At 57.3% G+C, this 26,499-nt stretch carries 20 protein-coding genes; 9 read left to right on the plus strand and 11 right to left on the minus strand.

From position 1 onward, the window contains the following. The first annotated feature begins 58 nt into the window (after window positions 1–58). Window positions 59–2,176, plus strand: coding sequence for a DEAD/DEAH box helicase (locus ACVDG4_RS08740; RefSeq protein ID WP_447234762.1), 2,118 nt, complete (start codon window positions 59–61; stop codon window positions 2,174–2,176). 58 nt (window positions 2,177–2,234) lie between these two features. Here ACVDG4_RS08740 and ACVDG4_RS08745 read toward each other — a convergent pair whose 3' ends face one another. Further along, window positions 2,235–3,080: a MipA/OmpV family protein gene (locus ACVDG4_RS08745; RefSeq protein WP_447234763.1), complete on the minus strand. Its 846-nt coding sequence runs from the start codon at window positions 3,078–3,080 to the stop codon at window positions 2,235–2,237. Between the two features lie 265 nt (window positions 3,081–3,345). On the opposite strand from ACVDG4_RS08745, the gene ACVDG4_RS08750 reads away from it, so the two are divergent. Then, window positions 3,346–3,996, plus strand: a complete 651-nt coding sequence (locus tag ACVDG4_RS08750; protein ID WP_447234764.1) for a TetR/AcrR family transcriptional regulator — start codon at window positions 3,346–3,348, stop codon at window positions 3,994–3,996. 80 nt (window positions 3,997–4,076) lie between these two features. On the opposite strand, the gene ACVDG4_RS08755 is transcribed toward ACVDG4_RS08750, so the two are convergent. The 6 genes from ACVDG4_RS08755 to ACVDG4_RS08780 form a co-directional block, all read right to left on the minus strand. Beyond that, window positions 4,077–4,616, minus strand: coding sequence for a tail fiber domain-containing protein (locus ACVDG4_RS08755; RefSeq protein ID WP_447234765.1), 540 nt, complete (start codon window positions 4,614–4,616; stop codon window positions 4,077–4,079). Window positions 4,617–4,736: 120 nt separating this feature from the next. Beyond that, window positions 4,737–6,854 (minus strand): peptidase domain-containing ABC transporter, encoded by a 2,118-nt coding sequence (locus ACVDG4_RS08760; protein WP_447234766.1) that lies wholly within the window; start codon window positions 6,852–6,854, stop codon window positions 4,737–4,739. After that, window positions 6,854–8,092 (minus strand): HlyD family secretion protein, encoded by a 1,239-nt coding sequence (locus tag ACVDG4_RS08765; protein WP_447234767.1) that lies wholly within the window; start codon window positions 8,090–8,092, stop codon window positions 6,854–6,856. The genes ACVDG4_RS08760 and ACVDG4_RS08765 overlap by 1 nt, the downstream gene beginning before the upstream one ends. 209 nt (window positions 8,093–8,301) lie before the next feature. Next, on the minus strand, window positions 8,302–8,697 hold the full coding sequence (locus ACVDG4_RS08770; RefSeq protein WP_447234768.1) for a VOC family protein: 396 nt from the start codon (window positions 8,695–8,697) through the stop codon (window positions 8,302–8,304). 158 nt (window positions 8,698–8,855) lie between these two features. Then, window positions 8,856–9,293 carry a DUF6841 family protein gene (locus ACVDG4_RS08775; protein ID WP_209002274.1) on the minus strand — a complete coding sequence of 146 codons (438 nt, stop codon included), beginning with the start codon at window positions 9,291–9,293 and terminating at the stop codon, window positions 8,856–8,858. A 31-nt stretch (window positions 9,294–9,324) separates the two neighbouring features. Continuing rightward, complete coding sequence (locus tag ACVDG4_RS08780) at window positions 9,325–10,359, minus strand: ligase-associated DNA damage response exonuclease (RefSeq protein ID WP_447234769.1); 1,035 nt, start codon at window positions 10,357–10,359, stop codon at window positions 9,325–9,327. A 77-nt stretch (window positions 10,360–10,436) separates the two neighbouring features. Between ACVDG4_RS08780 and ACVDG4_RS08785 the strand changes: the two genes are divergently transcribed. Beyond that, complete coding sequence (locus ACVDG4_RS08785; protein ID WP_447234770.1) at window positions 10,437–12,938, plus strand: ligase-associated DNA damage response DEXH box helicase; 2,502 nt, start codon at window positions 10,437–10,439, stop codon at window positions 12,936–12,938. Then, a complete protein-coding gene (pdeM, locus tag ACVDG4_RS08790; RefSeq protein ID WP_447234771.1) occupies window positions 12,935–13,672 on the plus strand; it encodes a ligase-associated DNA damage response endonuclease PdeM in 738 nt (245 codons plus the stop codon). The genes ACVDG4_RS08785 and pdeM overlap by 4 nt, the downstream gene beginning before the upstream one ends. On the opposite strand, the gene ACVDG4_RS08795 is transcribed toward pdeM, so the two are convergent. Then, a complete protein-coding gene (locus ACVDG4_RS08795) occupies window positions 13,669–14,769 on the minus strand; it encodes an AI-2E family transporter (protein ID WP_447234772.1) in 1,101 nt (366 codons plus the stop codon). The two genes, pdeM and ACVDG4_RS08795, sit on opposite strands and share 4 nt — an antisense overlap. A gap of 58 nt (window positions 14,770–14,827) precedes the next feature. On the opposite strand from ACVDG4_RS08795, the gene ACVDG4_RS08800 reads away from it, so the two are divergent. Then, on the plus strand, window positions 14,828–15,418 hold the full coding sequence (locus tag ACVDG4_RS08800) for a histidine phosphatase family protein (RefSeq protein ID WP_447234773.1): 591 nt from the start codon (window positions 14,828–14,830) through the stop codon (window positions 15,416–15,418). A gap of 21 nt (window positions 15,419–15,439) precedes the next feature. On the opposite strand, the gene ACVDG4_RS08805 is transcribed toward ACVDG4_RS08800, so the two are convergent. The 3 genes from ACVDG4_RS08805 to ACVDG4_RS08815 all read right to left on the minus strand — a co-directional run bounded on the left by ACVDG4_RS08805 (window position 15,440) and on the right by ACVDG4_RS08815 (window position 21,283). Next, window positions 15,440–16,219 (minus strand): TIGR02186 family protein, encoded by a 780-nt coding sequence (locus ACVDG4_RS08805; protein WP_447234774.1) that lies wholly within the window; start codon window positions 16,217–16,219, stop codon window positions 15,440–15,442. After that, window positions 16,216–17,145 (minus strand): sulfite exporter TauE/SafE family protein, encoded by a 930-nt coding sequence (locus ACVDG4_RS08810; protein WP_447234775.1) that lies wholly within the window; start codon window positions 17,143–17,145, stop codon window positions 16,216–16,218. Before ACVDG4_RS08810 ends, ACVDG4_RS08805 begins: the two co-directional genes overlap by 4 nt. Window positions 17,146–17,377: 232 nt before the next feature. Beyond that, window positions 17,378–21,283 (minus strand): peptidoglycan-binding protein, encoded by a 3,906-nt coding sequence (locus tag ACVDG4_RS08815; protein WP_447234776.1) that lies wholly within the window; start codon window positions 21,281–21,283, stop codon window positions 17,378–17,380. Window positions 21,284–21,854: 571 nt separating this feature from the next. Here ACVDG4_RS08815 and ACVDG4_RS08820 point away from each other — a divergent pair. The 4 genes from ACVDG4_RS08820 (at window position 21,855) to ACVDG4_RS08835 (ending at window position 26,438) form a co-directional block, all read left to right on the plus strand. After that, window positions 21,855–22,319, plus strand: coding sequence for a MerR family transcriptional regulator (locus ACVDG4_RS08820; RefSeq protein ID WP_008192637.1), 465 nt, complete (start codon window positions 21,855–21,857; stop codon window positions 22,317–22,319). Window positions 22,320–22,661: 342 nt separating this feature from the next. Next, window positions 22,662–24,458: an acyl-CoA dehydrogenase C-terminal domain-containing protein gene (locus ACVDG4_RS08825; protein ID WP_447234777.1), complete on the plus strand. Its 1,797-nt coding sequence runs from the start codon at window positions 22,662–22,664 to the stop codon at window positions 24,456–24,458. A 105-nt stretch (window positions 24,459–24,563) separates the two neighbouring features. Beyond that, window positions 24,564–25,202: a glutathione S-transferase family protein gene (locus tag ACVDG4_RS08830; protein WP_447234778.1), complete on the plus strand. Its 639-nt coding sequence runs from the start codon at window positions 24,564–24,566 to the stop codon at window positions 25,200–25,202. Window positions 25,203–25,229: 27 nt separating this feature from the next. Then, window positions 25,230–26,438 carry an acetyl-CoA C-acetyltransferase gene (locus ACVDG4_RS08835; protein WP_209172948.1) on the plus strand — a complete coding sequence of 403 codons (1,209 nt, stop codon included), beginning with the start codon at window positions 25,230–25,232 and terminating at the stop codon, window positions 26,436–26,438. Window positions 26,439–26,499 lie beyond the last annotated feature (61 nt).

Here is a 26,499-nt window from a genome sequence, read left to right on the forward strand (position 1 = left end):
CCGATCCGGTAGACTGCTGATTGGCACGCAGGTGATCCGGAGCAGTCGAAAGAATCCAATGACCGAATTGATGTCGCTCGCCCCGGCGCTGAAAGCCGCGCTGGCGAAACGTGGCTATGAAAGCCTCACTCCCGTTCAAGAAAGTGTTCTGACCGAAGCGCCAGCTGACGCCGACCTTCTTGTGTCCGCACAGACCGGCTCCGGCAAGACCGTTGCCTTTGGCCTCGCGCTCGCCTCAACCATTTTGGGCGAAGAAGAAACGCTTGGAAAACCTGGTGCCCCGATCGCCCTCGCCATCGCGCCGACCCGTGAACTGGCGCTGCAGGTCAAGGAAGAGCTGACCTGGCTTTATGGCGAAGCCGGCGCGGTGACCGCGTCTTGTGTGGGGGGCATGGACCCGCGCATGGAACGGCGCACATTGGAGCGTGGTGCCCACATTGTTGTCGGAACGCCCGGCCGCTTGCGCGACCACATTGAACGGGGCGCGCTGGACCTTTCCGAACTCCGTGCTGTTGTGCTCGATGAAGCCGACGAGATGCTCGACATGGGCTTCCGCGAGGATCTGGAATTCATTCTGGATGCCGCACCGGAAAGCCGACGCACGCTCATGTTCTCGGCAACGGTTCCGAAACCGATTGCCGAACTTGCAAAGCGCTTCCAAAAAGATGCAGTCCGCCTGTCGACAATCAATGCCCGCGAACAGCACGGTGACATCGATTATGTTGCCCATCCGGTCGCACCAAATGAGCGCGAAAACGCGATCATCAATGTGCTGCGGCTTCATGAAGCGGAAAAGGCGATCGTTTTCTGCGCCACCCGTGAGGGCGTCAGCCGTTTGACCGCGCGCCTTGCGAACAGGGGTTTTGCGATTGTGTCGCTCTCCGGCGAACTGAGCCAGGAGCAACGCACAGCCGCCTTGACTGCCATGAAGAACGGCACGGCCCGCGTATGTGTTGCGACCGACGTTGCCGCGCGCGGCATCGACTTGCCAAACCTTGATCTGGTGATCCACGCAGACCTGCCAACCGGAAAGGCAGCGCTTTTGCACCGGTCGGGCCGGACCGGGCGCGCCGGGCGCAAAGGCACCTGTGTGCTGATGGTTCCCTTCCCCCGCCGCCGCCAGGCCGAACGCACGATGCAATTTGCCGGTATCAAGGCGACCTGGACCGGCGCACCAACCGCGGACGAGATCTGGGCCAAGGACAAGGAACGCCTCCTGGCAGATCCTGTTTTGACCGCGGAGCTGGAAGACGAACAACGCGCCATCGCGATGGAACTTCTGGCGCTGCACAGCCCGGAACAACTCGCAGCGGCTTTCGTCAAGCTCCGCCAGTCGCGCCTGCCCGCGCCTGAAGATGTTTCGGAGTTGAACGAGACCGCTTTGCAGGGTCGCGATGCCGGGTCCCGTGGAGGCCGCAGCGCCGAAATCAAAAACAACTTCGAAGATGGTGTCTGGTTCTCGCTGTCGCTCGGCCACCGCCAGCGCGCCGAACCACGGTGGATCCTGCCGCTGATTTGCCGGGCTGGTCATGTGACCAAGAAGGAAGTCGGCGCGATCAAGATTTTCCAGAACGAGCTCTACTTCGAGATCTCCGGCAAGCACGGCGAACGCTTTAACAGCACCGTCAAGCGTGAAGGTACGGGCGAGGAAAACGTCACCATCAAGTTGCTGGACGCCCGCGGCGGCCAGATGCCGCAACCACCGAAGGAAGACAACTTCCGCGGTGGTGGCAATCGCGGACGCGGTGATCGGGATCGTGGCCCCAGGGATCGCGGCGACAGAGGTGACCGGGGAGACCGGGGCGATCGGGGCGGCTATCAAAACCGGCGCCCGCGCCGCGGCGATGCGCCCGACTACGAGGACATGGGCCGCGAAGACACGCTGAAGCCAAAGCGCGGTCCGAAGCGTGACTTCGACGCCCCGCGTGGCAAGAAACGCCGCCGCGACGATGACGAGGCTGCCCCTCATCATCCAGCCTACGAACCGCTGGACATGAAAGCCCTCGCCAATGACGGCGACGCACCACGCAAGGCTCGCAAACCGCGCGATGCTGATGGCGAAGCGCCGCGCAAGGGCAAGCCAAAGGCTGGTGCCAAACCATTTGGCGCAAAGAAAAAAGCTCCGAAGAAAAACAAGCCCTCCCGCGCCCAGCGCAAAGCGGACCGGACAAAGTAAGACCAAAGGCCCGCTGCATCAGCGGGCCTTTTCTTTTCTCTTACGATCAAACCAAAAATCAAAACCTGAACGACAGGCCGACGCCACCTCGGAACTGGTCTGCCGACCCTTCGTCCTTGACGATGGGACTGTCCGCAGCGTCCCCCAGAAGGCGCGTATAGGACGCCCGGCCGACCAGCCCCCAGCGCTCTGTGAGCTGATAGGTCATGGTCGCCTGGACACCAATGTCCTTGACCCCGCCTTCAGCGGTGTAGGCGGCCAGTCCAGAGCGGGCCGAACCCGTTTCTGACACTCCAAAATAGGTGTTCATGTAATCGTCCGTCGCAAAACCGACTTCGGTCTCAAGCCCAACCCGCAGCCGCTCTCGGGGCGCGACCCAATACCCGGCGCGGACCTTACCGATCATGCCTTCATGAACACCAGAAACATCTGCCATCAACTCGGCCGAGATTTCAAAAACATCCGATTGCGCCATCAAGGACTTGAATTGATAGGTGACAAATCCACCAGCTTCGAAGGCGCCGTCGATTGCCTCCAAACGGTCGATCACGTCATTCGCCACATCGTCCCGGCCCATCCGGTACTCAACGGCGGGACCGAACTGAAAAGCCGCGTGTGGCCGCAGGTTCAGCCGGGCTTCCGGCCCCTCAATTTCAAGACCCAGTCCAAAGGCGGTGATGTGGGCATAGGCCTGGGGGATCGGAAGATACTCGGCAGCGCCCTCAAATTCAGGTTCTGCGGCCACCCCAACCGCCAAAATACCATGAATGCCACTTTGAGCTTTCGCTCCCCCTTCATCTGAGCGTGCACGCGCTGTGTCATCTGCGTAAACAACTGCCGGCGCACAACTGACCATCGCCACAATCACAATCGCTCGCGGGGAGCGTCCAAAGCAAACTCGCACTATCACAACCTCCATTGAGCCGCCGTTCTGGATTGGCTGGCCCATGGAAGGTGACGCGTTGGAGCTTGTTGAAAAACTCGCGTTTTCGGATTGGTGATCAGTCAAATTGCCGCAGAAAAGCTCATTTATCTATCTGATTTTTATTACGTTTCTCATTCATATCTGAACTATAAACAGACATTGCATCAGACCAGCTCGCGTTTTGGTCACACTTTTGACCCAACCGCAGATCTTATTGGCAGCTGTTTTTCATTGGAGCATTTTTATGGACTTAGCCCCAACGCGTAGGCGGCGCCCCAAACAGCAACGCTCGCGGCTTATGGTCGACTTTATCCTGGAGGCTGCATCGCAAGTCTTCGATGAAGAGGGCTATAACGGCGCGACCACAAACATGATCGCCGAGCGCGCCGGGATCAGCATCGGGTCGCTTTACCAGTATTTTCCCAACAAGGGGGCGCTCATCCTAGAGCTGAGACTTGCGCATCGTGCACACGTTCTCAAAACCGTTGAAACGGCCATGGCAACATCGGATAACCTGTCCCTGCCAGACGCCATCCGGAAGATCGTTGATGCAAATTTCCAGGTGCACCTCAACGCTCCCCGGCTCAACGCGGCTTTTGAAGAACAGACACCGGCCCAAACGCTTTCAGAAGATCCCGACGGCTTTCATCAAAGGATTGATCTGGCTGCGACCAAGTTCCTGGAAATCCGAAAAAACGAAATCAGCGCGCCAGATTTGAAGACCGCCGGATTTGTGATCCGCAACCTCATTCCAGCTGTGCTGCACGCCGCAATCAAAGATGGTCAGGTCGTTCAGGATCCGGACCTTGTGAAGACCCATTTGGCCAACAGCATCATGGGCTGTTTACGCCCTGACGGGCCTGCTCCCCACGTCTTCACACCTCAAGAAGCTTGAAAAACACCGCAAACCCCGCCAAGTCCTTTTCGGGCTGCTCGGCGGGGCCGTCGGCGACTGTAATCGCTGCTTGCTGCGCGTTAGGCTGCGATCGCTGTCACCAACAGGGTATCGACGTTGCCGTCGAATTCGCTTTCCCGGACACAGTTCAATCCGAGTGATGAGTAATCAACGCCGTAAAAGCCCTTGTGCGGGCCTTCTTCGAACACGAACACTGCATGGCTGAGATCTTCGCGCGCCAGAAGATCCTGTGCCATCACGCCGACATAACGGGTGCCTGGCTCGTTCGTGTATTCCCAGGAATAGACATCTAACTCGAGATGATCGAGATGACCGACCAGTTGAACATCTGTCTTAATTCGGCGGTCGGAGCCGAAGCCGCCACCGTTGCTGTGCGCATGTTGCGTGCTGCCTGCAATCTGCTCAAGAGAGTCCCTGTTGTAGAGCCCGTTATTGTCCAATATCGCGATGATACCCGCCATGGACGATCCCACATTGATCCCTATTTTCAGGGCCACAAGACTGCTTATCCCGATGGACACACCAAGCAGAACGACACCGCCAGAAACCTGATCGCACTCTTCTACGGTAAGTTCTCTCATTGTTGATACTTCGGTCATTTGTTCACTCCAGGTGAAATATTGGCGCGCATGCAAGCGCTTACATTTTGCAATTTCTTATCTGATTGTCAATATCGGAGACGCCACTTTTAGCTGAATTCATTTATATTAATCGGAATTTTATTTCTGTTTTTCAGTTACAACTTCAATAATTGTTTCACTTGCAATCATTAATACACGATCCGCCATTTCGATTGTTTCGGGACGATGTGCGACAATGATCCGCGTCATGCCTAAATCTCTTATGGAGTTGTTGACTGCCCTTTCTGTTTCCACATCCAGATGGGCTGTCCCCTCGTCCATAAACAGAATTTTGGGCTCCTGATAGAGGGCCCTGGCGAGCATCAACCTTTGAAGCTGACCCGCTGAAAACACGGCGCCCATGTCTCCGATAAAGGTTTCGTAGCCCATGGGCAGCCGGGCTATGTCTTCATGGACGCAAGCCTTTGCCGCACAACTCAACACACGCTCAGTGTCAATATCGCTGCTAAAAAAGGCAATGTTTTCGGCCACAGTGCCCGAAAACAGCTGATCGTCTTGCATCACCGCAGCGATCTGGCTCCGGTAGTTGGAATTTCCGATCTGTTGAATTGTTTTTCCATCAACTTTGAAGTCACCGGACACCGGTTGAAACAGGCCCATAAGAATTTTCAAAAGCGTTGTCTTACCGCAACCGGATGGCCCAACCACGGCGACACTCTCGCCCGGCTCGATGACAAATGAAGCGTCCTGAAACAACAGAGGCGCGCTGTTGTCATAAGCAAACGACAAATTCGTCGCTTCGCATTTTCCATGTTTTATTCTGAACGTGCCGTGTCCGTTTTCTCCCCCTTCTTCAAGCGCGATATCCGCAAGGCGTTCAAGATGCAGATCGAGCATCCGAAAATCGATGATGAGTTCGACAAGCCTTGCCGTATTGTCCGCAAACTGACCGCGATAGGCCATGAAAGCGAAAATCATCCCAACCGTGATGGCCGCATCGATCGCCATCATCGCTGCAAGGTATATGATTATGACCTGCTCCAGGCCGCGGATCAAAACTGCCGATGAATTGAAAGCTATCGTCAGGAATTGAACGCGCACACTCTGATTGACCGCATCTGCGAGCAGATTATGCCAGCGTTGCTGTCGCTGATCTTCCTGAGAAAAAACCTTTATGCTGAGAATGCCGCGGACGGTTTCAATGAAATTCGTATGCTCTGCAGCTCTTGAAACAATTTCACGCTCCGATGCGGTCCGAAATGGCCGGAACATCGCGAGACGCAAGGCCACGTAGAGCGCAAGGGAAACCAGAGAGATGACCGCCAGCTTGGGGCTGTAGGCGAACATCAGGCCAAGGGTGACAAGCGCCATAAGTCCATCCACCACGCCCCCGACAACACCGTTGGTCAAAAACTGCCGAATTGGTTCGATCGAAGAAAACCGGGAGACAATATCTCCAATGTGCCTGCGCTCGAAAAAGGGCAAGGGAAGGCGTATTAGGTGTTGAAACAGATTGATGGAAATCTGGTACGCCAGCTTGCTGCCCGCATAGAGGATGACCAGATCACGCAGCACGCTTGCGACAACGTTGATCACAAGGAATAGCCCGAATCCCAAAGCCAGAGTGATCAACAAGTCCTTGTCGAGACTGGGCAGCACAGTGTCGATTGTAATTTGCATGTATTGCGGGGCGGCAATCGTATAGGCGAGCAATACAAGAGACAGAAGCAGAACTTGCGTCAGGGCACCGCCCAACCCCTGCATACTGCTCCACAGAGATGTAAATGCGAGTTTGTTTCTCTCATCTGCACGCTGAAACCCGGTAGCAGGCATCAGCTCCAAGACGATCCCGGTGAAATGATTGCCGAACTCTTCAAGGCCGAGTGTCAGGTCGCCGCGTGCCGGATCATGAATGACCGCCCGGTTTTTTGTAAGTTTTTTCAGGACTACGAAGTGGTTCAAATCCCAATGCAAAATCGCGGGCAAATGCACACGTTTAAGGTCCTGAACTTCCGCTTTCAGAGCTCGAGTTGCCAAGCCGATTTTGTTTGACATGTCGGCCAACGTCCGAAGCGTCATGCCTTGCGCTGTCGTCGGAAACCGGCGGCGAAGGGATGCAATATCTGTCTTGAAGCCGTAATAGCTCGCAACCATTGCAAGGCAGGCATTGCCGCATTCTGCCGCCTCGTTTTGCCGGATCAGCGGCAAGGAGCGCCCGCCAATAAACTGGAGATTTGATAGGGCCTCGCTTGCCATCAGCTTCTCCTCGCAACGGCTATCATTGGCTCAAGAAGCCATGAGAGGATCGAACGATCTTCAAGAATGATATTGGCGCTCAGAAGCATTCCCGGTTGGATGGCATAGGATCGGCCGTAAGCGGACACTTCACTTGAGGCGAGATCGACGTTCACCCGATAGACAGGCTCGCCCGTTTGAACGAGGACACTCGGATCGTTCTTTGACAGAACCGATTGAGTGACCAACCGGACCGTTCCCGCCTGCGCACCGAAGCGTTCAAAAGGGAATGAATCGAACTGGATCCGGACTGCCTGCCCTTCTTCGACAAACCCAATTGCTCGGCTCGGCACGTACAGTTCCACCTGCAAGACACTGTTTTCCGGCAGAATGGAAAATAGCGGATGCTCACTGCGAACCGCAGCGCCTCGGGAGGCTAAAACCGTCGTAACATATCCGCTGATCGGCGCGACAATCTTGAAAACCTTCTTCGATTTGAAGATGTCCTTTTCGGCGAGCAGTTTTTCCTTCTGCGCCTCAAGCCGTGCAATGTCGAGGGCATTTTGCGCGATTAATTCCGAACGCGCCCGTCCAAATTTCCGCAGTTCCGCTTCCAGATCATTTTGGTCACTCAACAGGCGCTGCAGGTCCTGTTTTCCGGACAATAGGCGGATGTTGCGAACATCCCGCGTCTCACCGCTGACATGCCCGCGCGCAGAGAGATCGGACGCGCGCTGGAAGGAGCCTGTGAGCTCAACAACCAAGGTCTCTTGAATGGCGATTTGATTTTTGATGTTTTCCAGCGCGATTTGTGCGTCGCTTGTCCGAACCCTCAGGTCTTCAAGTTTCACCTGATTCAGCTGGTTCATCTTTATGATCTCATCATCGAGATTGGAGATCTGCCGCTCATGAGCTGCAAGCCGGGCCGCCGTTTCGGAGCCATCATCTGTGGCAGCGTCCGCAACCACCAGCCGGCCCAGCTCCTGCCCCTCTCTGACATATTCGCCCTCGTGGGCAGCAAAATCGGTGATGTAGCCCGAGCTGGCGGGTCTGACATGGATCATACCGTTGGACGGAATAACTGCGCCGCGCACGGTCTCCAATCGGGCGAAGTTCCCAAAGCCAAGGAATAGGCCAACGACGACAAGGATTGCGAACAGGAAGACGGCAATGACCTTGAACGCGACTGGCGTGACGATCAGCACATCACCATACAGTCTTGTTCGCTTGGCTTCGATTGCCTGTTTGCGAAAGAGCATGTCCTCCCCGGAATGCCGGCTCCTGTTCTTTTGACCCAGCATATACCCAAAGATGTATTATGCAAGCGCTTACATTTACTATTTCCCGCTACTTTATCCGCAAGCCGAACTTATTCGCGCCCCGAGCTACTACCTATGATAGGTTTTAAAGGTTGTATTTGATGGGCCTTATTACGCAACAAAACCGCTGCAGGTTCCGACCCCAGGCCCTACTGAAACCGGCCGAAGCGCTGCAGGACTTCGATCTTGTAGCCGTCCGGGTCTTCCAGGAAGAAGAACCGCGCGAAGGGTTTGCCCTCAACAGCGAAATCCTTGACGTCCCCAACCGCCAATCCAAGCCCCGCAAGACGCTGATGTTCGGCGTCAATATCCTCGACCGAAAAGGCCAGATGACCGTACGCATCGCCATGATCATAAGGCTCTGTGCGGGATGCATTGGTGGTGAGTTCAAGCTCAAAACCTGTTTCCGCATTTGCAAGGTAAATCAGGGTAAACCCGTCGAACGGATAGCGCCCGGCAACCCTCAGTCCAAAGGCTCTTTCGTAGAAATCGACCGACCGGGTTTCATCGCTCACTCGGATCATCGAGTGGATCATCTTTGCCATATTAGTCTTTCATCTCAGCGTATATCAGATCGCCCAAAGCCTCCGGCCTTCGCGCCTCGGCTTCTTAGTCAATCATTCAGGTAATGGGGACTGTTTGGTCCCCGCTCAAGGCCGGGACCGCGAACCTGTATCCATCGACTGCGAAGTGGTGCGCGGGGTTATTCGTTGACGATCCCGGCAATCATCCAGTCCTGGCCGTCCTGGATCAGCTGGTAGTGGCACGTGAATTCAAAAACGGCCTCTCCGTCAGCGCTCTCCTGCGACCAGTCGAGGGTCACGAGCGCCGTCGGTCCGCTGACATGGCTGGACACAACCTGGAAATCGGAATGGCTGACGCCTTCCTTTTCAAGAGCTTTCAAGAGCGCTTCGATGTTCTCGATCAGCTCTTCGTCATCGTTGAAGACATGGCCCTTTTCATGCTGCCAGATAATGGCCGGCAGCGCGAAACAGTCGCAGATCCGCTCCATGTCATAATCGTTGAACCCGGCCTGATAGTCATCGAACAACTGCGCGATGGCCTCTTCGGCCTCACCATTGCCGTTTTGGCTCGTGCCGTCTTCGTCGCCGGTCTGATGGAAGTCGCTGTTGTCTGCCATGCCTGCCTCCTGCACTCCGGCTCTTGACGGCTTAGGAGGCACCCGCAACTGCCGCCAGTTGGGTATCGTCTGCCCCCTCGCCGTCATCATAGCCTATCATATTGAGAGGACGGGCCTTTCGTCCATTCAATTCGCACCAATGCACAAGAGCTTCTTCCGCTCCATGTGTCACCCAGATCCGCTCGGCCCCGGTTTCTAGGATGGTCCGGCAGAGATCGTCCCAGTCCGCATGGTCCGACAGGATCAGTGGCAGTTCCGCCCCTCGCTGGCGCGCTCTTGCCCGCACCCTCATCCAGCCTGACGCCATCGCGGCAACCGGATCGCCAAACCGCCGGGACCAGCGATCACTCAGCTGCCCAGGTGGACACATGACAATTTCGCCCTGCAGCTCCTTGCCGCGGCGTCCAACAAGTTCCAATGGCCCCAGATCCACACCCTGGGTCTGGTAGTAGGCGCAGAGTTTTTCAAGCGCGCCATGCAGATAGATGGTCTTTGAGTATCCAGCCGCTCGGAGTTCCGCGATCACCCGTTGCGCTTTTCCGAGAGCGTAAGCACCAACCAAATGGGTCTGACCCGAAAACAGCTCCAGAGACGTCAAAAGCTTGGCGACTTCCTGCTGCGCCGGTGGATGGCGGAAAACCGGCAGGCCAAATGTGGCTTCAGTTACAAATGTATCGCATGGCACCAGCTCGAACGGCGCACATGTCAGATCCGCCTGCCGTTTGTAATCGCCGGACACCACCGTGCGCTCCCCCTGTGCAGACAACAGCACCTGCGCTGATCCGAGCACGTGGCCTGCCGGGTGCAGTGAAACGTTGACGCCGCCAACTGTAAGTTGCTCGCCATATCCGATGGCCTGTGCCTGACCGCAAAAGTCGCTGCCATAGCGGATCGCCATGATGTCCAGGGTTTGCCCGGTTGCGAGAACGGCACCATGCCCGGCCCGTGCATGATCGGCATGACCATGCGTGATAATCGCCCTTTCGACCGGACGGACCGGATCGATATGGGCTTTGGCCAAAGAACAATAGAGGCCTTCGGGGGTGAGGGTCAGGAGCTCGCTCATGAACGGGACTATAGGCCGCGTATTTTGAAAGACCAGCGCCCTCGCAATTTCATGCGACACTCCCTAAAACGGTCGATATGGACGCAGCGCTTCTTCCTGACAGATTTCAGAACTGGTTTTCATCCCGCGGCTGGAGCCCGCGCGCACACCAATTGCAACTGGTCGAACATCTGCGCAGTGGACAAAGCACATTGCTGATTGCCCCGACAGGTGCGGGCAAGACGCTTGCCGGGTTTCTGCCAAGCCTTGTGGAACTGGACGACCGCGGCAAGCGCAAGCCTGGCCAGCCAGGTGGCATCCACACGCTCTACATCTCCCCGCTGAAAGCACTCGCCGTTGATATCGCCCGGAACCTAGAAACACCCGTTTCTGAAATGGGTCTGCCGTTTCGCATTGAGACCCGGACCGGCGACACACCGTCCCACAAGCGGCAACGGCAAAAGACAAACCCGCCAGATATCCTGCTAACCACCCCGGAGCAGATCGCGCTGCTCTTGTCAGACCCAGCTTCTGAAAAGCTGTTCTCGTCGCTGAGGACGGTCATCCTCGACGAACTCCACGCACTCGTGACGTCCAAGCGCGGCGATCTCTTGGCGCTTGGCCTAGCACGCCTGCGGCAACTGGCGCCTGAGATGCGGACGATTGGTCTTTCGGCGACCGTGGCAGAACCCGATGACCTGCGTGCTTATCTGGTCGGACAGCCGCTGGACGGCACCCGGGCCCTGTCCTCCTTGGTGGAGGTCAAGGGCGGCGCTGAGCCGGATATCTCCATTTTGGAATCGGAAGAACGCCTGCCGTGGTCGGGTCACTCATGCCGCTATGCCATGGGCGATATCTATCAGCTGATCAAACAGCACAGCGTCTCGTTGCTCTTCGTTAACACCCGCAGCCAGGCGGAAGCCGTCTTTCAAGAGCTTTGGCGGATAAACGAAGACACGCTGCCCATTGCCCTTCATCATGGATCCCTGAATGTCGGCCAGCGGCGCAAGGTTGAGGCGGCTATGGCCTCCGGCCAGCTCAGAGCGGTGGTGGCCACCTCCTCTCTCGACATGGGGATCGACTGGGGCGACATCGATCTGGTGATTAACATCGGCGCACCCAAAGGCGCCAGCCGCCTTGCCCAACGGATCGGCCGGGCCAATCACCGCATGGACGAGCCGTCCAAGGCGGTCCTGATCCCGGCTAACCGGTTCGAAGTTCTGGAGTGCCAGGCCGCACTCGCAGCTTCCAAAAAAGGCGATCAAGACACGCCGCCGCTCCGAAAAGGCGCGCTGGATGTGCTGGCCCAGCACCTACTTGGTTTGGCCTGCGCCGATCCCCTTGATCCGGCACAGGCGTTTGATGAAATCCGCTCGTCGGAAACCTACCGCTGGCTGGAGTGGGAAACCTATGAAAAGGTCCTCGATTTCGTTGCGACCGGCGGCTATGCGCTGAAATCTTATGAGCAGTACGCAAAGCTTCGGAAAGGCAAGGATGGTTTGTGGCGGATCGCCCACCCGAAGATTGCCCAGCAATACCGGTTGAATGTCGGCACGATCGTCGAAGCACCAATGCTGAAAGTGCGGCTCGTCAAATCAAAGGCGTCCGGGCGCCGGACACCAATTGGCCGCGGCGGACGGGTGCTTGGCGAGATCGAGGAGTATTTCATCGAGCAAATGGCCCCGGGCGATACCTTCATCTTCGGCGGGGAAGTCCTAAGGTTCGAAGGGCTTCGGGAGAATGAGGCTTATGTCTCCCGCGCGCAGACCGACAATCCGATGATCCCATCCTACATGGGCGGGAAGTTCCCGCTCTCCACCTATCTGGCGGAAAGCGTGCGTGCGATGCTTGCTGCTCCGGACACCTGGAAAGCCTTGCCCGGTCAAGTCCGTGACTGGCTGGAGATCCAACAGGACAAGTCCGTCCTACCAAGCCGCGATGGTCTTCTGGTGGAAACCTTCCCACGGTCCAACAAACATTACCTGATCTGTTATCCGTTCGAGGGACGGCTCGCGCATCAAACCCTCGGCATGCTGCTCACCAAACGGCTGGAGCGGATGGGCGCCCGACCAATGGGGTTTGTCGCCAACGACTATGCCCTGGCCATCTGGGGGCTTGGCGATCTGTCACTTCTGTTTTCCTCCGGAAAGATCCCGCTACAGGAGCTTTTTGATCAAGACATCCTCGGGGATGACCTTGATGCCTGGCTTGCCGAATCCAGCCTGATGAAGCGGACATTCCGCAATTGCGCCGTGATTGCCGGTCTGATTGAACGCCGCCATCCGGGTCAGGAGAAGTCCGGCCGGCAAGTAACCGTTTCGACGGATCTCATCTACGATGTTCTTCGAAGTCACGAACCGGATCACATTCTGTTGCAGGCAACCTGGAACGATGCTGCCGAAGGACTTTTGGATATCTCTAGATTGGGTGATCTTCTCGCCAGAATTCGTGGACGAATCACGCATACTGCTTTGGAGCACGTGTCTCCACTCGCCGTGCCGGTCCTTCTTGAAATCGGTAAGGAACCTGTCTATGGCGAGGCAATGGATTCCCTTTTGGAGGAGGCCGCGTCGGAACTGCTGCTGGAGGCCATGGAATGAGTGCACTCACGTCACACCTGCGCAAATATACTGCCGCGCCCGTGTGTCATGACATTCAGATCAATGGTCAACTGGTCGGCCTTCATGACAGCGGTGTTCTGTGGTGGCCGGACGAAGCAACGCTCATCGTTGCGGATCTTCACCTTGAAAAGGGCTCCAGTTTTGCCCGCCGCGGCATCATGCTGCCGCCCTACGACACAGCGACCACGCTTGAGAAGCTGGCCGCCGTCATGGATGCCTTCGACCCTGCGCGGGTCATTTGCCTCGGCGACAGTTTTCACGATGCGGACGGTTCTGACCGCCTGCCTGCACCCTACCGGGCAATGCTCACAACCTTGCAGCTGAACCGGGAATGGATCTGGGTGACCGGCAACCACGATCCGGTGGCGCCTGTGCGCTTATGCGGCGAGACTGTCGATGAAATTCAGATCGGCCCCCTCACCTTCCGACATGAGCCGGTTGAAAAGATTGGCGCCACGGCGGCGCTTGGCGAAGTATGCGGGCACCTTCATCCGGCTGCCCGCGTCCGCCGGTTCGGCCGTTCCATCCGCCGGGCGTGTTTCGTCACCGATGGCAGCCGCTTGGTTTTGCCGGCCTTTGGGGCTCTCACCGGTGGGCTCAACGTCACCCACGAGGCGTTCAGCACGATCTTCCAGCGCCGGAAATACTCCGTGTTCATGCTCGGGAACGACCGCCTGTTCCCCTTCACAGCCACGCGGCTTGTCGGGGATTAAGCCTCCTCCCCCGCTTTTACCCAGGCAATGACCAGCTCATAGAAAACCGAGAGGATCACCGGTCCGAGGAACAGGCCGATGAGGCCGTAGGCCAGTGTACCGCCGAGAACGCCGATCAGGATCACCAGCATCGGCACATCAAGGCCGCGGGACATCAGAATCGGGCGGAGCACATTGTCGACCAGCATGACTGGCACGATCAGGACAGTGAAGAGAAGCGCTGGCAACAACTCCCATGAACTCCAGGCCCAGATGATCGTCGGCAGGATCACCAGCGCAGGCCCGATTTGGATGATGCAAAGGATCAGCGCCGCAAAGGTGAGTAGTCCGGCCAAAGGCACCGCAAAGGCGATCAGGATAACGCCCGTCAGCAACCCCTGAATAACCGCGACGCCGATCACACCACGGGAAACATTGCGAATGGTGGCCCCTGCCAGATCGACGAATTCGCCACCGCGCGGCGCGATGATCCGGTCGGCGAACCGTTTGGCTCCGGAGGCCAGCGCCGGCCCCGGCACGAATAAGCATCCGGACAGGATGATCGACACAATGAAAAAGAGAACGCTGCCGCTCAAGGATGCCAGAACCGAGAGAATCTTTGTGCCGGCCGGCGCCACCATCGGGCCGATCTTTGTGAGGAACTGCTCCAGGCTCCGGCTCGCGAGCTGCCAGAATTCGGCAATCTTTTCTCCAACCATGGGCAGCTCTGCCAGTTTGGGCGGCAAAGGCGGGACTGCCATGGCACCTGACGTCACACCCTCGTAAAGCCTTTGAAGCGTTTCAACGAGACTGACCACCAGCACCGCCACCGGTCCGATGACAATGCCTAAGCCGATGAGCGTCAGTATGGTTGCCGACAGCACCTTCCGCCCGCCGAGCTTGCCCGTTAGCCAGACATAGGCGGGATAAAGCGCAACTGTCAGCACAACGGCCCAAAGCAGAAACGCAAAAAACGGCGCCACAAGCTGTAGGGAAAAGTAAGCAAACACGCCGAGAACACCCAGCCGGATGGCGATGTCAATCACCCGGGCATCAACGGTTGGTTCCGGCTTGGATTGAGAAGAACCGGTTGGTTCTGATTGAGACTGATCGGTCATGCTGCCCCTGCCGTAGTAAGTGGCGAATCTCATACGAACTCTCGCAACGGCAGCCTACATGACATTCAAACCAATTGGACCCCGTTTCTCGCTTCAACGTATTGCCCTGGCATTGGTTTTTGCTTGGGCAATGCTCCTGACAATGCCGCATGCGCGCGCAGATGACGCTGCGTGGCAGGCGCTGGAAAACGGCGGCATTGTTCTCTTCCGCCACGCATTGGCGCCCGGAACCGGAGATCCGGCCAACTTCACGCTTGGCGATTGCTCCACGCAGCGGAACCTGAACGACCAGGGCCGCGCAGACTCCCGTGCGATTGGGCAGGCATTTCAGGACAAGGGCATCAAGGTCGGACAAGTGTTGACGTCACAGTGGTGCCGGTGCGTCGAAACAGCGGAACTCGCATTTCCGGGGCAAGTCGAGGAAGAGCCGGTCTTCAACTCGTTTTTTCAGAACCGCTCCGCCGGGCCTGAGCAAACCCGAGCAGGTCAGCGCATACTGGAGCAATGGCCAGGTGATGGTGCCCTGGTCATCATCACACATCAGGTCAACATCACCGCGCTGACTGATATCTTTCCGCAGTCTGGCGAAGGCATTGTCGTTGAGATTAATGACGGCGAAATCGAAGTGATCGGGCGTTTGAGGATCTAAGAGAAAGCGGTATTGCTCCGATCAATCCTTGCGGAAGATCACGCCAGCGAGCCAACCGGTAAAAATCGCGAGAATGACCGCAAGCACTCCGTACACGAACGAATGTTCCCGCGCCAACTCGAAGGTGATCTGCTCAAAGCCGGTCTTTGCGACACGAAGGTGATCGTTCGTATTGGCGATCAGGTCACCTTCGTGAAATAGGAAACTTTTGACGACGTAGTCCCCAACTGGAATGTTGGCGGGCAACGGAATGTTGGTCCGGAACATCGTTTCGGTCAAAAACGTTATGGATGTCTCCCGCTCAGAATAGAGCCCCATATCCTGACGCAGGCGAACGAAGGCCCTGCGGAAATCATCTCGGTCGGAGAGAGATACATTTGACTCGCCCGACACGGCCAAATTGATATGGTTCAAGCCAATGGCGTGTTCGTCCAGCAGAGCTCTGCCTGCAATTTCAGAAATGTCCGCTGTACTTGCCACTGCATAAAACGACGGAACGTTGCTGAAGGTCTCCGCTTCCCGGTTGACCCAGACACCAAGCAAACGCCCCTTGCGGCGGGTCGTAATGTCCTGCGGAGGCCCTTCGACGACAATGACCAGATCGTAATCGAGATCTGTATCGGGGCGGTACTGGATCTCTTGGGCCTGTCCGAAAATGACGATCTCGGTGCCGGTGAAGTTGGACTGGATCGAAACCGTTTGTGACGACAACTCCGTCACCAGGCTCTCATCACTTTTGGCAAAGGTTTCGAGCGTGCCGAAGAACAGTGTCATCGCAGCGATGGCGGCCGCACGGATCATAGCCCGGCCCCCTTCTGGATTGCGATGGAGTAGAGGTCTTCGGGGATCAGCAGGAGATCGACCGCGAAACGCAGACCAACCCCCAAAACCAGCAACGCCAAGAGCAGGCGCAGCTGATCACCGCGCAAGTTCTGGCCCATACGGGCACCGAACTGCGCGCCGATCACACCACCGACCATGAGGGTCATCGCCAAAACGATGTCAACAGTCTTTGTTCCCATGGCATGGAAGATCGTCGCTGCCGCCATGGTGAAGAGGATCTGGAACAGGGATGTCCCGATCACGATGCTCGTTGGAACGCGCAGCAGATAAATCAGCGCCGGCACCATCATGAAGCCGCCGCCGATGCCAAGGACGGTGCCAAGAAAGCCGATGGCCGCGCCCAGTCCGACGACGGGTATCACGCTGACATACAGCTTGGATCTCCGGAACCGGACCTTTAACGGCAGCCCATGCACCCAATTGTGCTGACCGGGTTTTCGCGCCCGAGGTGGTTCCCCCGATCGGCGGCGCCGCATGGCCCGCACTGACTCCACCAGCATCAGTCCGCCGATTGTCCCCAAAAACGTCACATAAGACAGGGAGATCACAACATCGAGCTGGCCGATCGCCTGCAAAACATCGAACAGGATGACGCCCAGCAGTGACCCGGATATACCACCGGCAAGCAGCACGCTGGCCAGCTTCAGGTCAATTGCCTTGCGCCGCCAATAGGTGACAACTGCAGAGGCGGAGGACGCCACGACCTGTGTTGTGACCGTCGCGACGGAGACCGCTGGCGGGATCCCGGAAAAAATCAGAAGCGGGGTCAGAAGGAAACCGCCGCCGATACCAAACAATCCGGACAAGAACCCCACAGCCCCGCCCATGCCAAATATCACGAAGATATTGACCGGTATCTCGGCTATCGGAAGGTATAATTGCACAGGGCTTCGCCGGAAAACTGCAGACAAGACTGCCTAAACTTACATGTATAATGGTTAAAAACCTGTGGCAGTTGCTCTGTCAACTCAGCAATTTAATTCCGCACAACTGGACTTATCACTTACCCTGAGCGATTAGTGCCAGTTATCCGCAAGCCGCGAAACACAAAAGCCGGAAACGCTTTGCGTCTCCGGCTCATTGCGAACTTCATTCGGTTCAGTCCGAGGCGGTTTGTCAGATGGCCTGGCTTTTCAGCTCATCCATCAACCGGCTATCCACTTGACCCGTCTCCGGGAGGCCCAGGCTGCGCTGGAAAGCCCGGATCGCGCTGCGTGTGCGCGGGCCCATCTGGCCGTCCGGAGTACCGGTATCAAAACCCAGATAGTTGAGTTTGTCCTGCGCCTCGCGGATCATCGCCGAGTTGTCGACGGCGGTCACGGACGCATTGCTCGCCGGAAGGGCAGACCCTTCTGTCCAGCTTGGCTGGAGCGTCACCTTGTTTGCGGCAGGATCCGGTGTTTTCAGTTTAAAGCCTTCAACAGCCAGGCGGGCGCTCGCCAAGGTTTCCTGATCCATCATGTTGGCAACATCGTCGCGCCGCTTGGCAGCCTCCGGATCACCTTGGTCGGCAGCAATCGCAAACCACTTGTAGCTGGCGATCAGATCCTTATCGACGCCGATGCCACCGGCATAAAGGATACCGAGATTAAACAGGCTGTCTTTGACGCCATAGTTGGCAGCGTCTTCAAACCACTTGGCCGCCGATGCATAATCGGGCTGTCCGCCGCCGCCTTCAGCAAAAAGGACTGCAAGGTTGTGCATCGCCTTGGCATTGCCCGCTTCTGCTGACTGTGTGTACCAGGCCTTTGCCTTCGGCAGATCCTTTTGGACCCCGCGGCCCTTTTCGTAGAGGCTGGCAAGCCGGTATTGCGCCGGGGCAAGTCCTTTGTCGGCAGCCTTTTGATACCAGGCAGCCGCCTTTGCCAGATCGGCAGCAACACCATCGCCTTCAGTGTATTTGACACCGATCAGGAATTCTGCAGCCGCGTCCCCACTGGCAGCAGCGCTTCGCAGTGCCATGGGCCCGACGCCTTCCGGCGGCAGGCTAGCCAGCAATGCTGCGCCTGCTTCGCCAGCAGCCGGTTCCGCTTCTCCGGCCGCTGTGAACCCGGCCGCAACGCCGGCAGGTGCTGCACCGAAGCTGTTTTCAACGCCGCTTGGCGGTGCAAACGCCACACCAGGCTCGGCTTCCAGTGATTGGGACGCGGCCGCAGGTGTCGGCACCGGGTCTGCAGCTGCCACGGGCGGCTGGGTTGTTGCAGGCGGTGCCAGCGCAACAGAGCCTTCGATCGCGGGCATCGGATCGCTTGCGGCGATCGGCGGTGGACTGTCTGACACCCCTTGGCCTTCGGAAACCGTTTCAGGCTCAGAAGCAGCAACACTCGAAGCTGTTTCCTCAGCGGGATTTGCCGGTGCAGCCTCGCCGACAACGGCCTCGTCTTGAGGAACTGCAGCCACTTGCGGCGACGTATCAGACGGCGACAATGCGCCGCGTGTGACGTAGAAGCCGGCCATCAGCAGGACGACAGCTGCCGCTGTGTAAAGGATCGCGCGACGACGGCCACCGGAAGCCTGGGCAGGTTCGGGGGCAACCCGGTCACCTGCCAGTACAGTCGTCTGTTCTTCGCTCTGTTCGACTTCAGCCGGATTGATATCAGCCGTTTTCAGCTCAAGCGCTTCGTCAACGGTTTCTTCTTTCTCGGCCGGAGACCGCTTCAACACATTGCGAAGCCAGCCGACCCGCGCCTTGCCACGTTCTTCGTCTGCGCTTTCTGCCTCATCCTTGGCCGGTTTCTTCTTCTCAAGCTGAGCCGCTTCAGCAGATGCAGCCTGTGCGGCCCGGCGGGCAGCAGCAATAAAGTCTGCTTTGCGGTCCCTCGGGGGTTCCGGCGTGTCTTCAACGGGCAGCGGAGCCGGCTCAGCCTGAGCCTTGCTCTGAGTCATGTCCGGCTGGGCCTTCGCAAAGAGTGGCGGACGCTCGGCAACCTTAATCGGCGAGAACAAACCGCCCGCCGCTTCTGGTGCTGGATCGGACTTTTGCTTCGGTGCAGGCTCAACACGCTCCAGTGTATCCAAGCGCTCGGTGATGGACCCAAGGACGGATTTTACGCCGTCAAAGGTGTTGCGGGTCCGCTCTTCGCTGCCTTCGGCGGCATCCAAAAGACGCTTGAGGTCGTTCTGCAGCGACGAGATAGCCGCGTCATACTCGCTGTTTTTGGCTTTTGGTGCATTGGCGACAGCTTCCTGGGCAGCCTTGCGCGCAATGCCGGCAACATCAGAGCGTGTTTCGGCAAGCCCTGCCTCAATCCGTTCAAGAACAGAAGATATCTGATCCGAATTCTGAGCGTTCGACGATGATGTCTCAATCTGCTCGGCCAGAGCTGCGACCTTGGCGCCCAGAACTTCAAGCCCCTTGTCGTCGACCTTGCCGCCACTTGTGGTCACAAGCTGTGCGAGATCCGAGATCCGTTGCTCGAGCGCATCGGTCGACGCTGGTTGCGCGACCCGTTCGCGCATCGCCGTGATCTCCGAACGCAGCTTATCGAGATCCGACGTCGTAACTGTATCTTTCGGTTGATCGAGCCGGGTAGTCAGATCGTTCAAGCGATCCTGAATCTGCGCGAAAAACTCGGTGTCCGCGCCGGAAGCGCTTTGTGCCGCTGCCACAGGCGCAATGACCGGGCGGGCCGCCCTTTTTTCAATCACATCGATCTTTGTTGAAATCGCTTCAAGCCGTTTTCCCAAGGCGTCGAATGCACCCGGATCGCCCGACTGGATTGGTTTCGCCTGCTCCATCCGCTCAAGACGGTCAACGATGTCGTTGAGGCGATGATCCAGTTGCGCGAGATGCTCCTGATCTGCAGGTGCCGAACGGTCATCGGCCATCATGCCGACGATGTCTTCAAGCCGACCCTGAAGCCTTGTGATCGTTTCCGGCTCCGGCATCCGCTGTTCCATTGCGGACAGCCGATTGTCGAGGCCGCGCTGTTCTTTTGCCAGCGTTTCCAGATCATCCAGGCGGTTGGAGACGAACTTCATCCGGTCGTCGATGCTTTCAACCAGACCCTTCACATCGATCTGTTGCACAAACCCGCGCACTTCGCGCAGCTCGGCGCGCAAGGGTTCGATCTCAGCATGATCCTTGCGCTGAAGCAGCTCTTCCATACGTTCGGCAATTGAGACGACCCGGTCCTCCAGGACCATCATGTGCTCAGAACGAGGCAAAGCGGCAAAAGCGTCTTCGATCTCATTCAGCCGAACGGTGACGCTGCGCAGGACACGCGGGTCGACAGAGGCTCGGGACAATTCGTCAAGCCGCTGTAAAATGTGCGCGTAGCCGTGTTCGAGCGTCTGGAGGGCGCCTTCCACATTGGTCCGTCCGACAAGAGATTTCAGCTCGGCAACTTCCTTGCGGATCTCTTTTGCAAGCTGATCATTCTTTTTGTCATTGCGCAGCCGGTCCACCATGTCGGCCAAACGGCGCAACTCGGCATTCTGACGGCTAACGGTCTCATTGGTTCCGCGTGCAATTCCGCCGAGCGCGTCGCGCAATGACCCAAGCTCTTCGCGAACATGCGCCAGCGCTTGTTCTTGCGGTTTTCTCAGCGCATCAATGCGGCGTCCCAGATCCTTGTAGGCGTGCATGGACGCATTCCGGCTGGCGATCGAACTGCAGCGCGGTGCCCGCTGATAATAAGCATCATCTTCGTCGCCATAATCCGCATATGGATCATCGTTATAATAACCGTCATCATCCCCGTAAGGATCGGTCTCGTTTAGCGCGTCGATGGCATACCGGCCAGGGCGGTGGCTGCGGGACGGTGCGCGCTCATAGTCGTCTGCATAGTCTTCGTCACCGGCGAGTCCTTTGACCTGCCGGTCGAGACGGTCCAGCGCCCCCATAACATCATCAATGCCCGCTTCAGGCGCACGCTCCCGGCCCCGGCGTGGAGCTGAACGGGACGAACGCCCGCGCCCGCGTTGTGGCGCTTCCCGCTCGGCTTGTTCGGACAGAAGACGGTCCAGCTCATCTGCAACGGCGTCCAGATCTCCTTCCGGCCCGCGTTCACCAGAATACATGCGATCATATCCGCCGAGAGCAGTTGCTGTTCGGGTGAGTCTTTCAATTCGGGCGCGCGCGGGTTCGCGGTGAGGCAAATCGTTCCGATCTAGACTGTCATACACATCTCGGCCGCGGCGTCCTGCCTGGTGTTTGTTTCTAGCCGGCATATCCTGACCCTGGGCTGTTGGTCTTGAGACCACTTAAAGGAGCTGGCTTCAGAACAGTGTCCGACGAAGGCCGGAAAGCGGGCCAGCATTTTCCAAGACTTTGTCGACTTAGGGTAAACAGGCAGTTAACTCGCATTGCCAAATGCGATTCCGCGCTCTGAACGGCGGCCGATCATTCGGGATATGCACAAACAATATCGAATCGAGCGCTTTGCCGTCAGCAAATCTGACAGCACGTGGTGGCCCGGACTAGACGGTGACGCAAACGTAAGCTAAACAGTGCACAAGAATTCAAGAAGAACCCGCGCCGGAATACGCGCACGACAGTCCTTTATGCGAGTGAACTCGCGGTCTGCACTGGGTCTTTTCAAGTTGAAACGGCAGCCCGCTGGCAGCGGAGCAAATCAAGAGAACAAGCAAAATGAGCGAAGCGCTTTCGATTTTGAACAACAACGATGAGCTGGTCGATGTGGTTGCAGCCTCAGACGACGGCAGCAAGAAGACGCAATTCACGATCGGCGATCTGGCGAAGGAATTTGGCTGCACGCTGCGGACACTGCGCTTTTATGAAGACAAGGGCCTGATCAATCCGAAGCGCGATGGCATGAATCGGGTTTATAACCGCCGCGACCGGGCACGCCTGAAACTGGTTCTTATGGGCAAGCAGGTTGGCTTTTCACTCTCTGAAATTCGGGACATGCTGGACCTTTATGACCTGCGCGATGGACAGGTCACGCAGCTGCGGGTCGCACTCTCCCGCTTCAACGAGCAGATCGCGGTTCTTGAAAATCAGCGCAAGGACATCGAAACAGCCATTGAAGAGCTCTCACGTACCGTCGAGATCGTTTCTGGCATGCTGAAGCAAAAGGAAGCTGAAGAAGCCTGATTTGGCCAACCGTCTTTCCTACCGGCAGATAAAGCCCGGCATTCTCAATGGAATGCCGGGCTTTTTTCATGCAATTTAAGTATGCTCACACAATTTTTAATCGCATTAAGTGCATTTTCGACCTTCATTTAATTGGCTGAAAAACGTAGCGTCACGCACTGGTTCAGTGCGTGCACCACCACAAAAATCTCACTTTTGATGCCTTTCAGCGCGTTTTTTGAGCTATACTTCCGTAACGACACCCCTTGTCGCCCTAGAATTTCGCGCGTATATAGATGCCCAAGGTGACGTTTACGGAAACGTCATGCAAAAACATCTGACGGCAAATCTGGGAGGATTTCCATGCCGACATACTCCGCACCGGTTGATGATACCCTTTTCCTTTTGAAAGACGTGTTCGGATACGAGCGCTATTCCAACCTGCCGGGTTTTTCCGACGCTCCATTGGACCTGGTAGAAGCCATCCTGAAGGAAGGCGCCAAGTTTACTGAGGAAGTCCTCCAGCCAATCAACCAGTCTGGCGATCAGGAAGGTTGCACCCGGAACGACGACGGCACGGTCTCCGTTCCGAAAGGCTTCAAGGAAGCTTATGACGCTTTTTGCGAAGGCGGTTGGGGCACCCTCTCCGCTGATGCGGATTACGGCGGACAAGGATTGCCGCACACGCTGGCAACGATCTTCAACGAGTTCGCCTCCTCCGCCAACATGGCCTTTTCTATGTATCCGGGCCTGACCGCAGGTGCGATTGCTGCGCTGACCATCCATGGAACGGATGAGCAGAAGCAGACTTATCTGCCGAACATGATCGCCGGCAAATGGACCGGCACGATGAACCTTACCGAGCCTCATTGCGGCACGGATCTCGGCCTCATCCGCACCAAAGCCGTCCCGCAATCCGACGGTTCCTACAAGATTTCCGGCACCAAGATCTTCATCTCGGCCGGTGAACACGAAATGTCGGACAACATCATTCACCTGGTTCTGGCCCGCATCGAAGGTGCCCCGGAAGGCAACAAAGGCATTTCGCTGTTTGTCGTTCCGCGGAACGAAATTGCCGAGGATGGCTCAAGCGGTGCGCGCAACGGCGTGTCTTGCGGCTCCATCGAACACAAGATGGGAATCCACGGCAACGCGACCTGCGTCATGAACTATGACGATGCGACCGGCTGGCTCATTGGCGAAGAAAACAAGGGCCTGCGCGCCATGTTCGTCATGATGAACGAAGCCCGCCTCGGTGTGGCCGTTCAAGGTCTGTCGCAGTCGGAAGTTGCCTACCAGAACGCCGTGACATACGCGAAAGACCGCATTCAGGGCCGCGCACTCACAGGGCCGAAAAGCCCGGACAAGGCCGCCGATCCGATCATTGTTCATCCGGACGTCCGCCGCACCTTGATGTCCATACGGGCTTTCAACGAAGCAGCCCGCGCATTGGTCATCTGGACCGCGTTGCACGGCGACGTGTCCCATCGTTCTGAAGACGACAAGGACAAGCAGTTCTCCGACGACATGATGGGCCTCATGACACCGGTTCTCAAAGGTGTTCTGACCGACATCGGCTTCGAAAACGCAGTCAATGCCCAGCAGATGTATGGCGGTCACGGCTACATCGGCGAGTGGGGTATGGAGCAGTTCGTCCGCGACGCTCGTATCGCCATGATCTATGAGGGCGCGAACGGCATCCAGGCGCTGGATCTCGTGGGCCGCAAGCTTCCGGCGAATGGCGGCCGCGCGGTCATGAGCTTCTTCAATGAAGTCAACACGTTCTTGAAAGAAAACAAGGACAACGAAGACCTGGCCGCATTTACCGGCCCGCTGAAGAAAGGCGTCGATGATCTGCAAGCGGCTACCATGTGGTTCATGAACAACGCCATGAAGAACCCGGACAATGCCGGGGCCGGCTCGACCGACTACATGCACCTCTTCGGCCTCGTTGCACTCGGCTACATGTGGGCAAAGATCGCCAAGACGGCAAAAGAAACGTTGAAGAACGGTGCCAACGGCAAGGAGCAGTGGCTCTCCGACAAGTTGGCTTTCGGCACCTTCTACATGGAACGGACCATGCCTGAGACCGCGGCGCGCCTTGCCCGGATTTCAACAGGTTCAGACACCATGATGTCGGTCAGCGCCGAAGCATTTTAAGCCGAACGGCCCGGTGATCGCCGGGCCGATCATTCACCCGCGCAAAATCTGTTTGGGGCGGTATAGTCCCGCCATAAGCATATTTGTCAGGGAGATAACATCGTTATGGCTGAATTCGTTCTTCATTGCATGGCCCAGTCCGGGCATTCCTACAAAGTCGCGCTCATGCTGGAGCTGTGCGGTGCCGACTGGGAAGCGTCCTGGGTCGATTTCTTCAACGGCGAAACGCGCAGCGAAGAGTTCCGCTCGTCACTGAATGAAATGGGCGAAGTCCCTGTACTTGTTCATGGCGATGAGACACTGACCCAGTCTGCAGTCATCATGGACTATCTCGTTGAGAAGTTCGGCAAATTCGGCTGGGAGACTGACGAAGAACGCCGCGAAATCCTGCGCTGGACCATTTTCGATAATCAGAAAGTGTCCGGTATGATCGGCCCGCTGCGGTTCATGCGCACGCTGATCAAGACCGGTGAAACCGACGTGGTGAAGTTTCTGGATGGGCGGGCCAAAAGCGCGCTGGCCATTCTGGACAAGCACTTGGCGAAAAACGATTTCGCTATCGGCTCCAAACTGACGACAGCCGATTTTTCCCTCTGCAGCTATCTGTTTTACGAGGGCGAACTCGGCATTGACCTCAACGAATACCAAAACGTGACCGCCTGGCTGGACCGCATAAAGTCCCAACCCGGCTGGAAACATCCTTATGACCTCATGCCTGGCCACCCTTTGCCAAGTGCCGCGTGAGGCCCGCCTGATCTAGAGGAGGATTTGATGCCTGAAGCCTATATTTACGACCACGTGCGCACCCCGCGCGGCCGTGGCAAAAAGGACGGTGCCCTGCATGAAGTGCCAGCCGTCCGCCTGGCGGCCACCGCGCTGGAAGCGATCCGCGACCGCAACGGTATCGACACGAAAAAGGTCGATGACGTGGTTCTCGGCTGCGTCGATCCTGTTGGTGAAGCCGGCGGTGACATCGCCCGTGCGGCTGTGTTCGCAGCGGATTATGACACATCGGTTCCGGGCATGCAGATCAACCGGTTCTGTGCTTCAGGCCTTGATGCCGTCAACATGGCCTCCGCTCAGGTCATGTCCGGCCAGCACAAGCTCGTCATCGCCGGTGGTGTTGAAAGCATGAGCCGTGTCGGCCTTGGCGCATCAGGTGGTGCCTGGCCAATCGAGCCGCAGGTTGCCATTCCCTCCTACTTCATGCCACAGGGCGTTTCCGCTGACCTGATCGCAACCAAATACGGCTTTAGCCGTGATGATTGCGATGCCTATGCCGTGGAAAGCCAGAAGCGTGCGGGCAAGTCCTGGGAAGACGGCAAGTTCGACAAGTCAGTCGTTCCGGTCAAGGACATCAACGGCATCACAATCCTGGCCAAGGACGAGCACATGCGTCCGGAGACGGACATGCAGTCCCTCGCCTCGCTCAATCCGTCGTTTGAAATGATGGGTGCCATGGGCGGTTTCAATGCGGTTGGCATTCAGGCCCATCCGGAAGTGGAAAACGTCAAACACGTTCACCATGCCGGCAACTCCTCCGGGATCGTTGACGGCGCTGCGGCGGTCCTCATCGGCTCTTCGACAGCCGGCCGCTCCATCGGCATGAAGCCACGTGCGCGCATCAAAGCCTTCGCAAACATCGGCTCCGAACCAGCGCTGATGCTGACCGGCCCGGTGGACGTGACCGAGAAGCTTTTGAAGAACGCCAAGATGGAGATGAAGGACATTGATCTCATCGAGATCAACGAAGCCTTTGCGTCCGTCGTGCTGCGCTACCAACAAGCGTTCGATCTTGACCCGGAAACGGTCAACGTCAACGGTGGTGCCATCGCACTTGGCCACCCGCTTGGCGCGACCGGTGCGATGATCCTCGGAACCGTTCTTGACGAACTGGAGCGCCGCGACCTCAACACCGCGCTGGTCACGCTTTGCATCGGTGCCGGTATGGGCACCGCAACCATCATCGAGCGGGTCTGATAAAATGGTCGCCCGGCTCCATCCAGTGCGTGGCAGTTCATCCCGCCGTCTATCCGACGGT

This window comes from Roseibium sp. MB-4 (assembly GCF_053005265.1).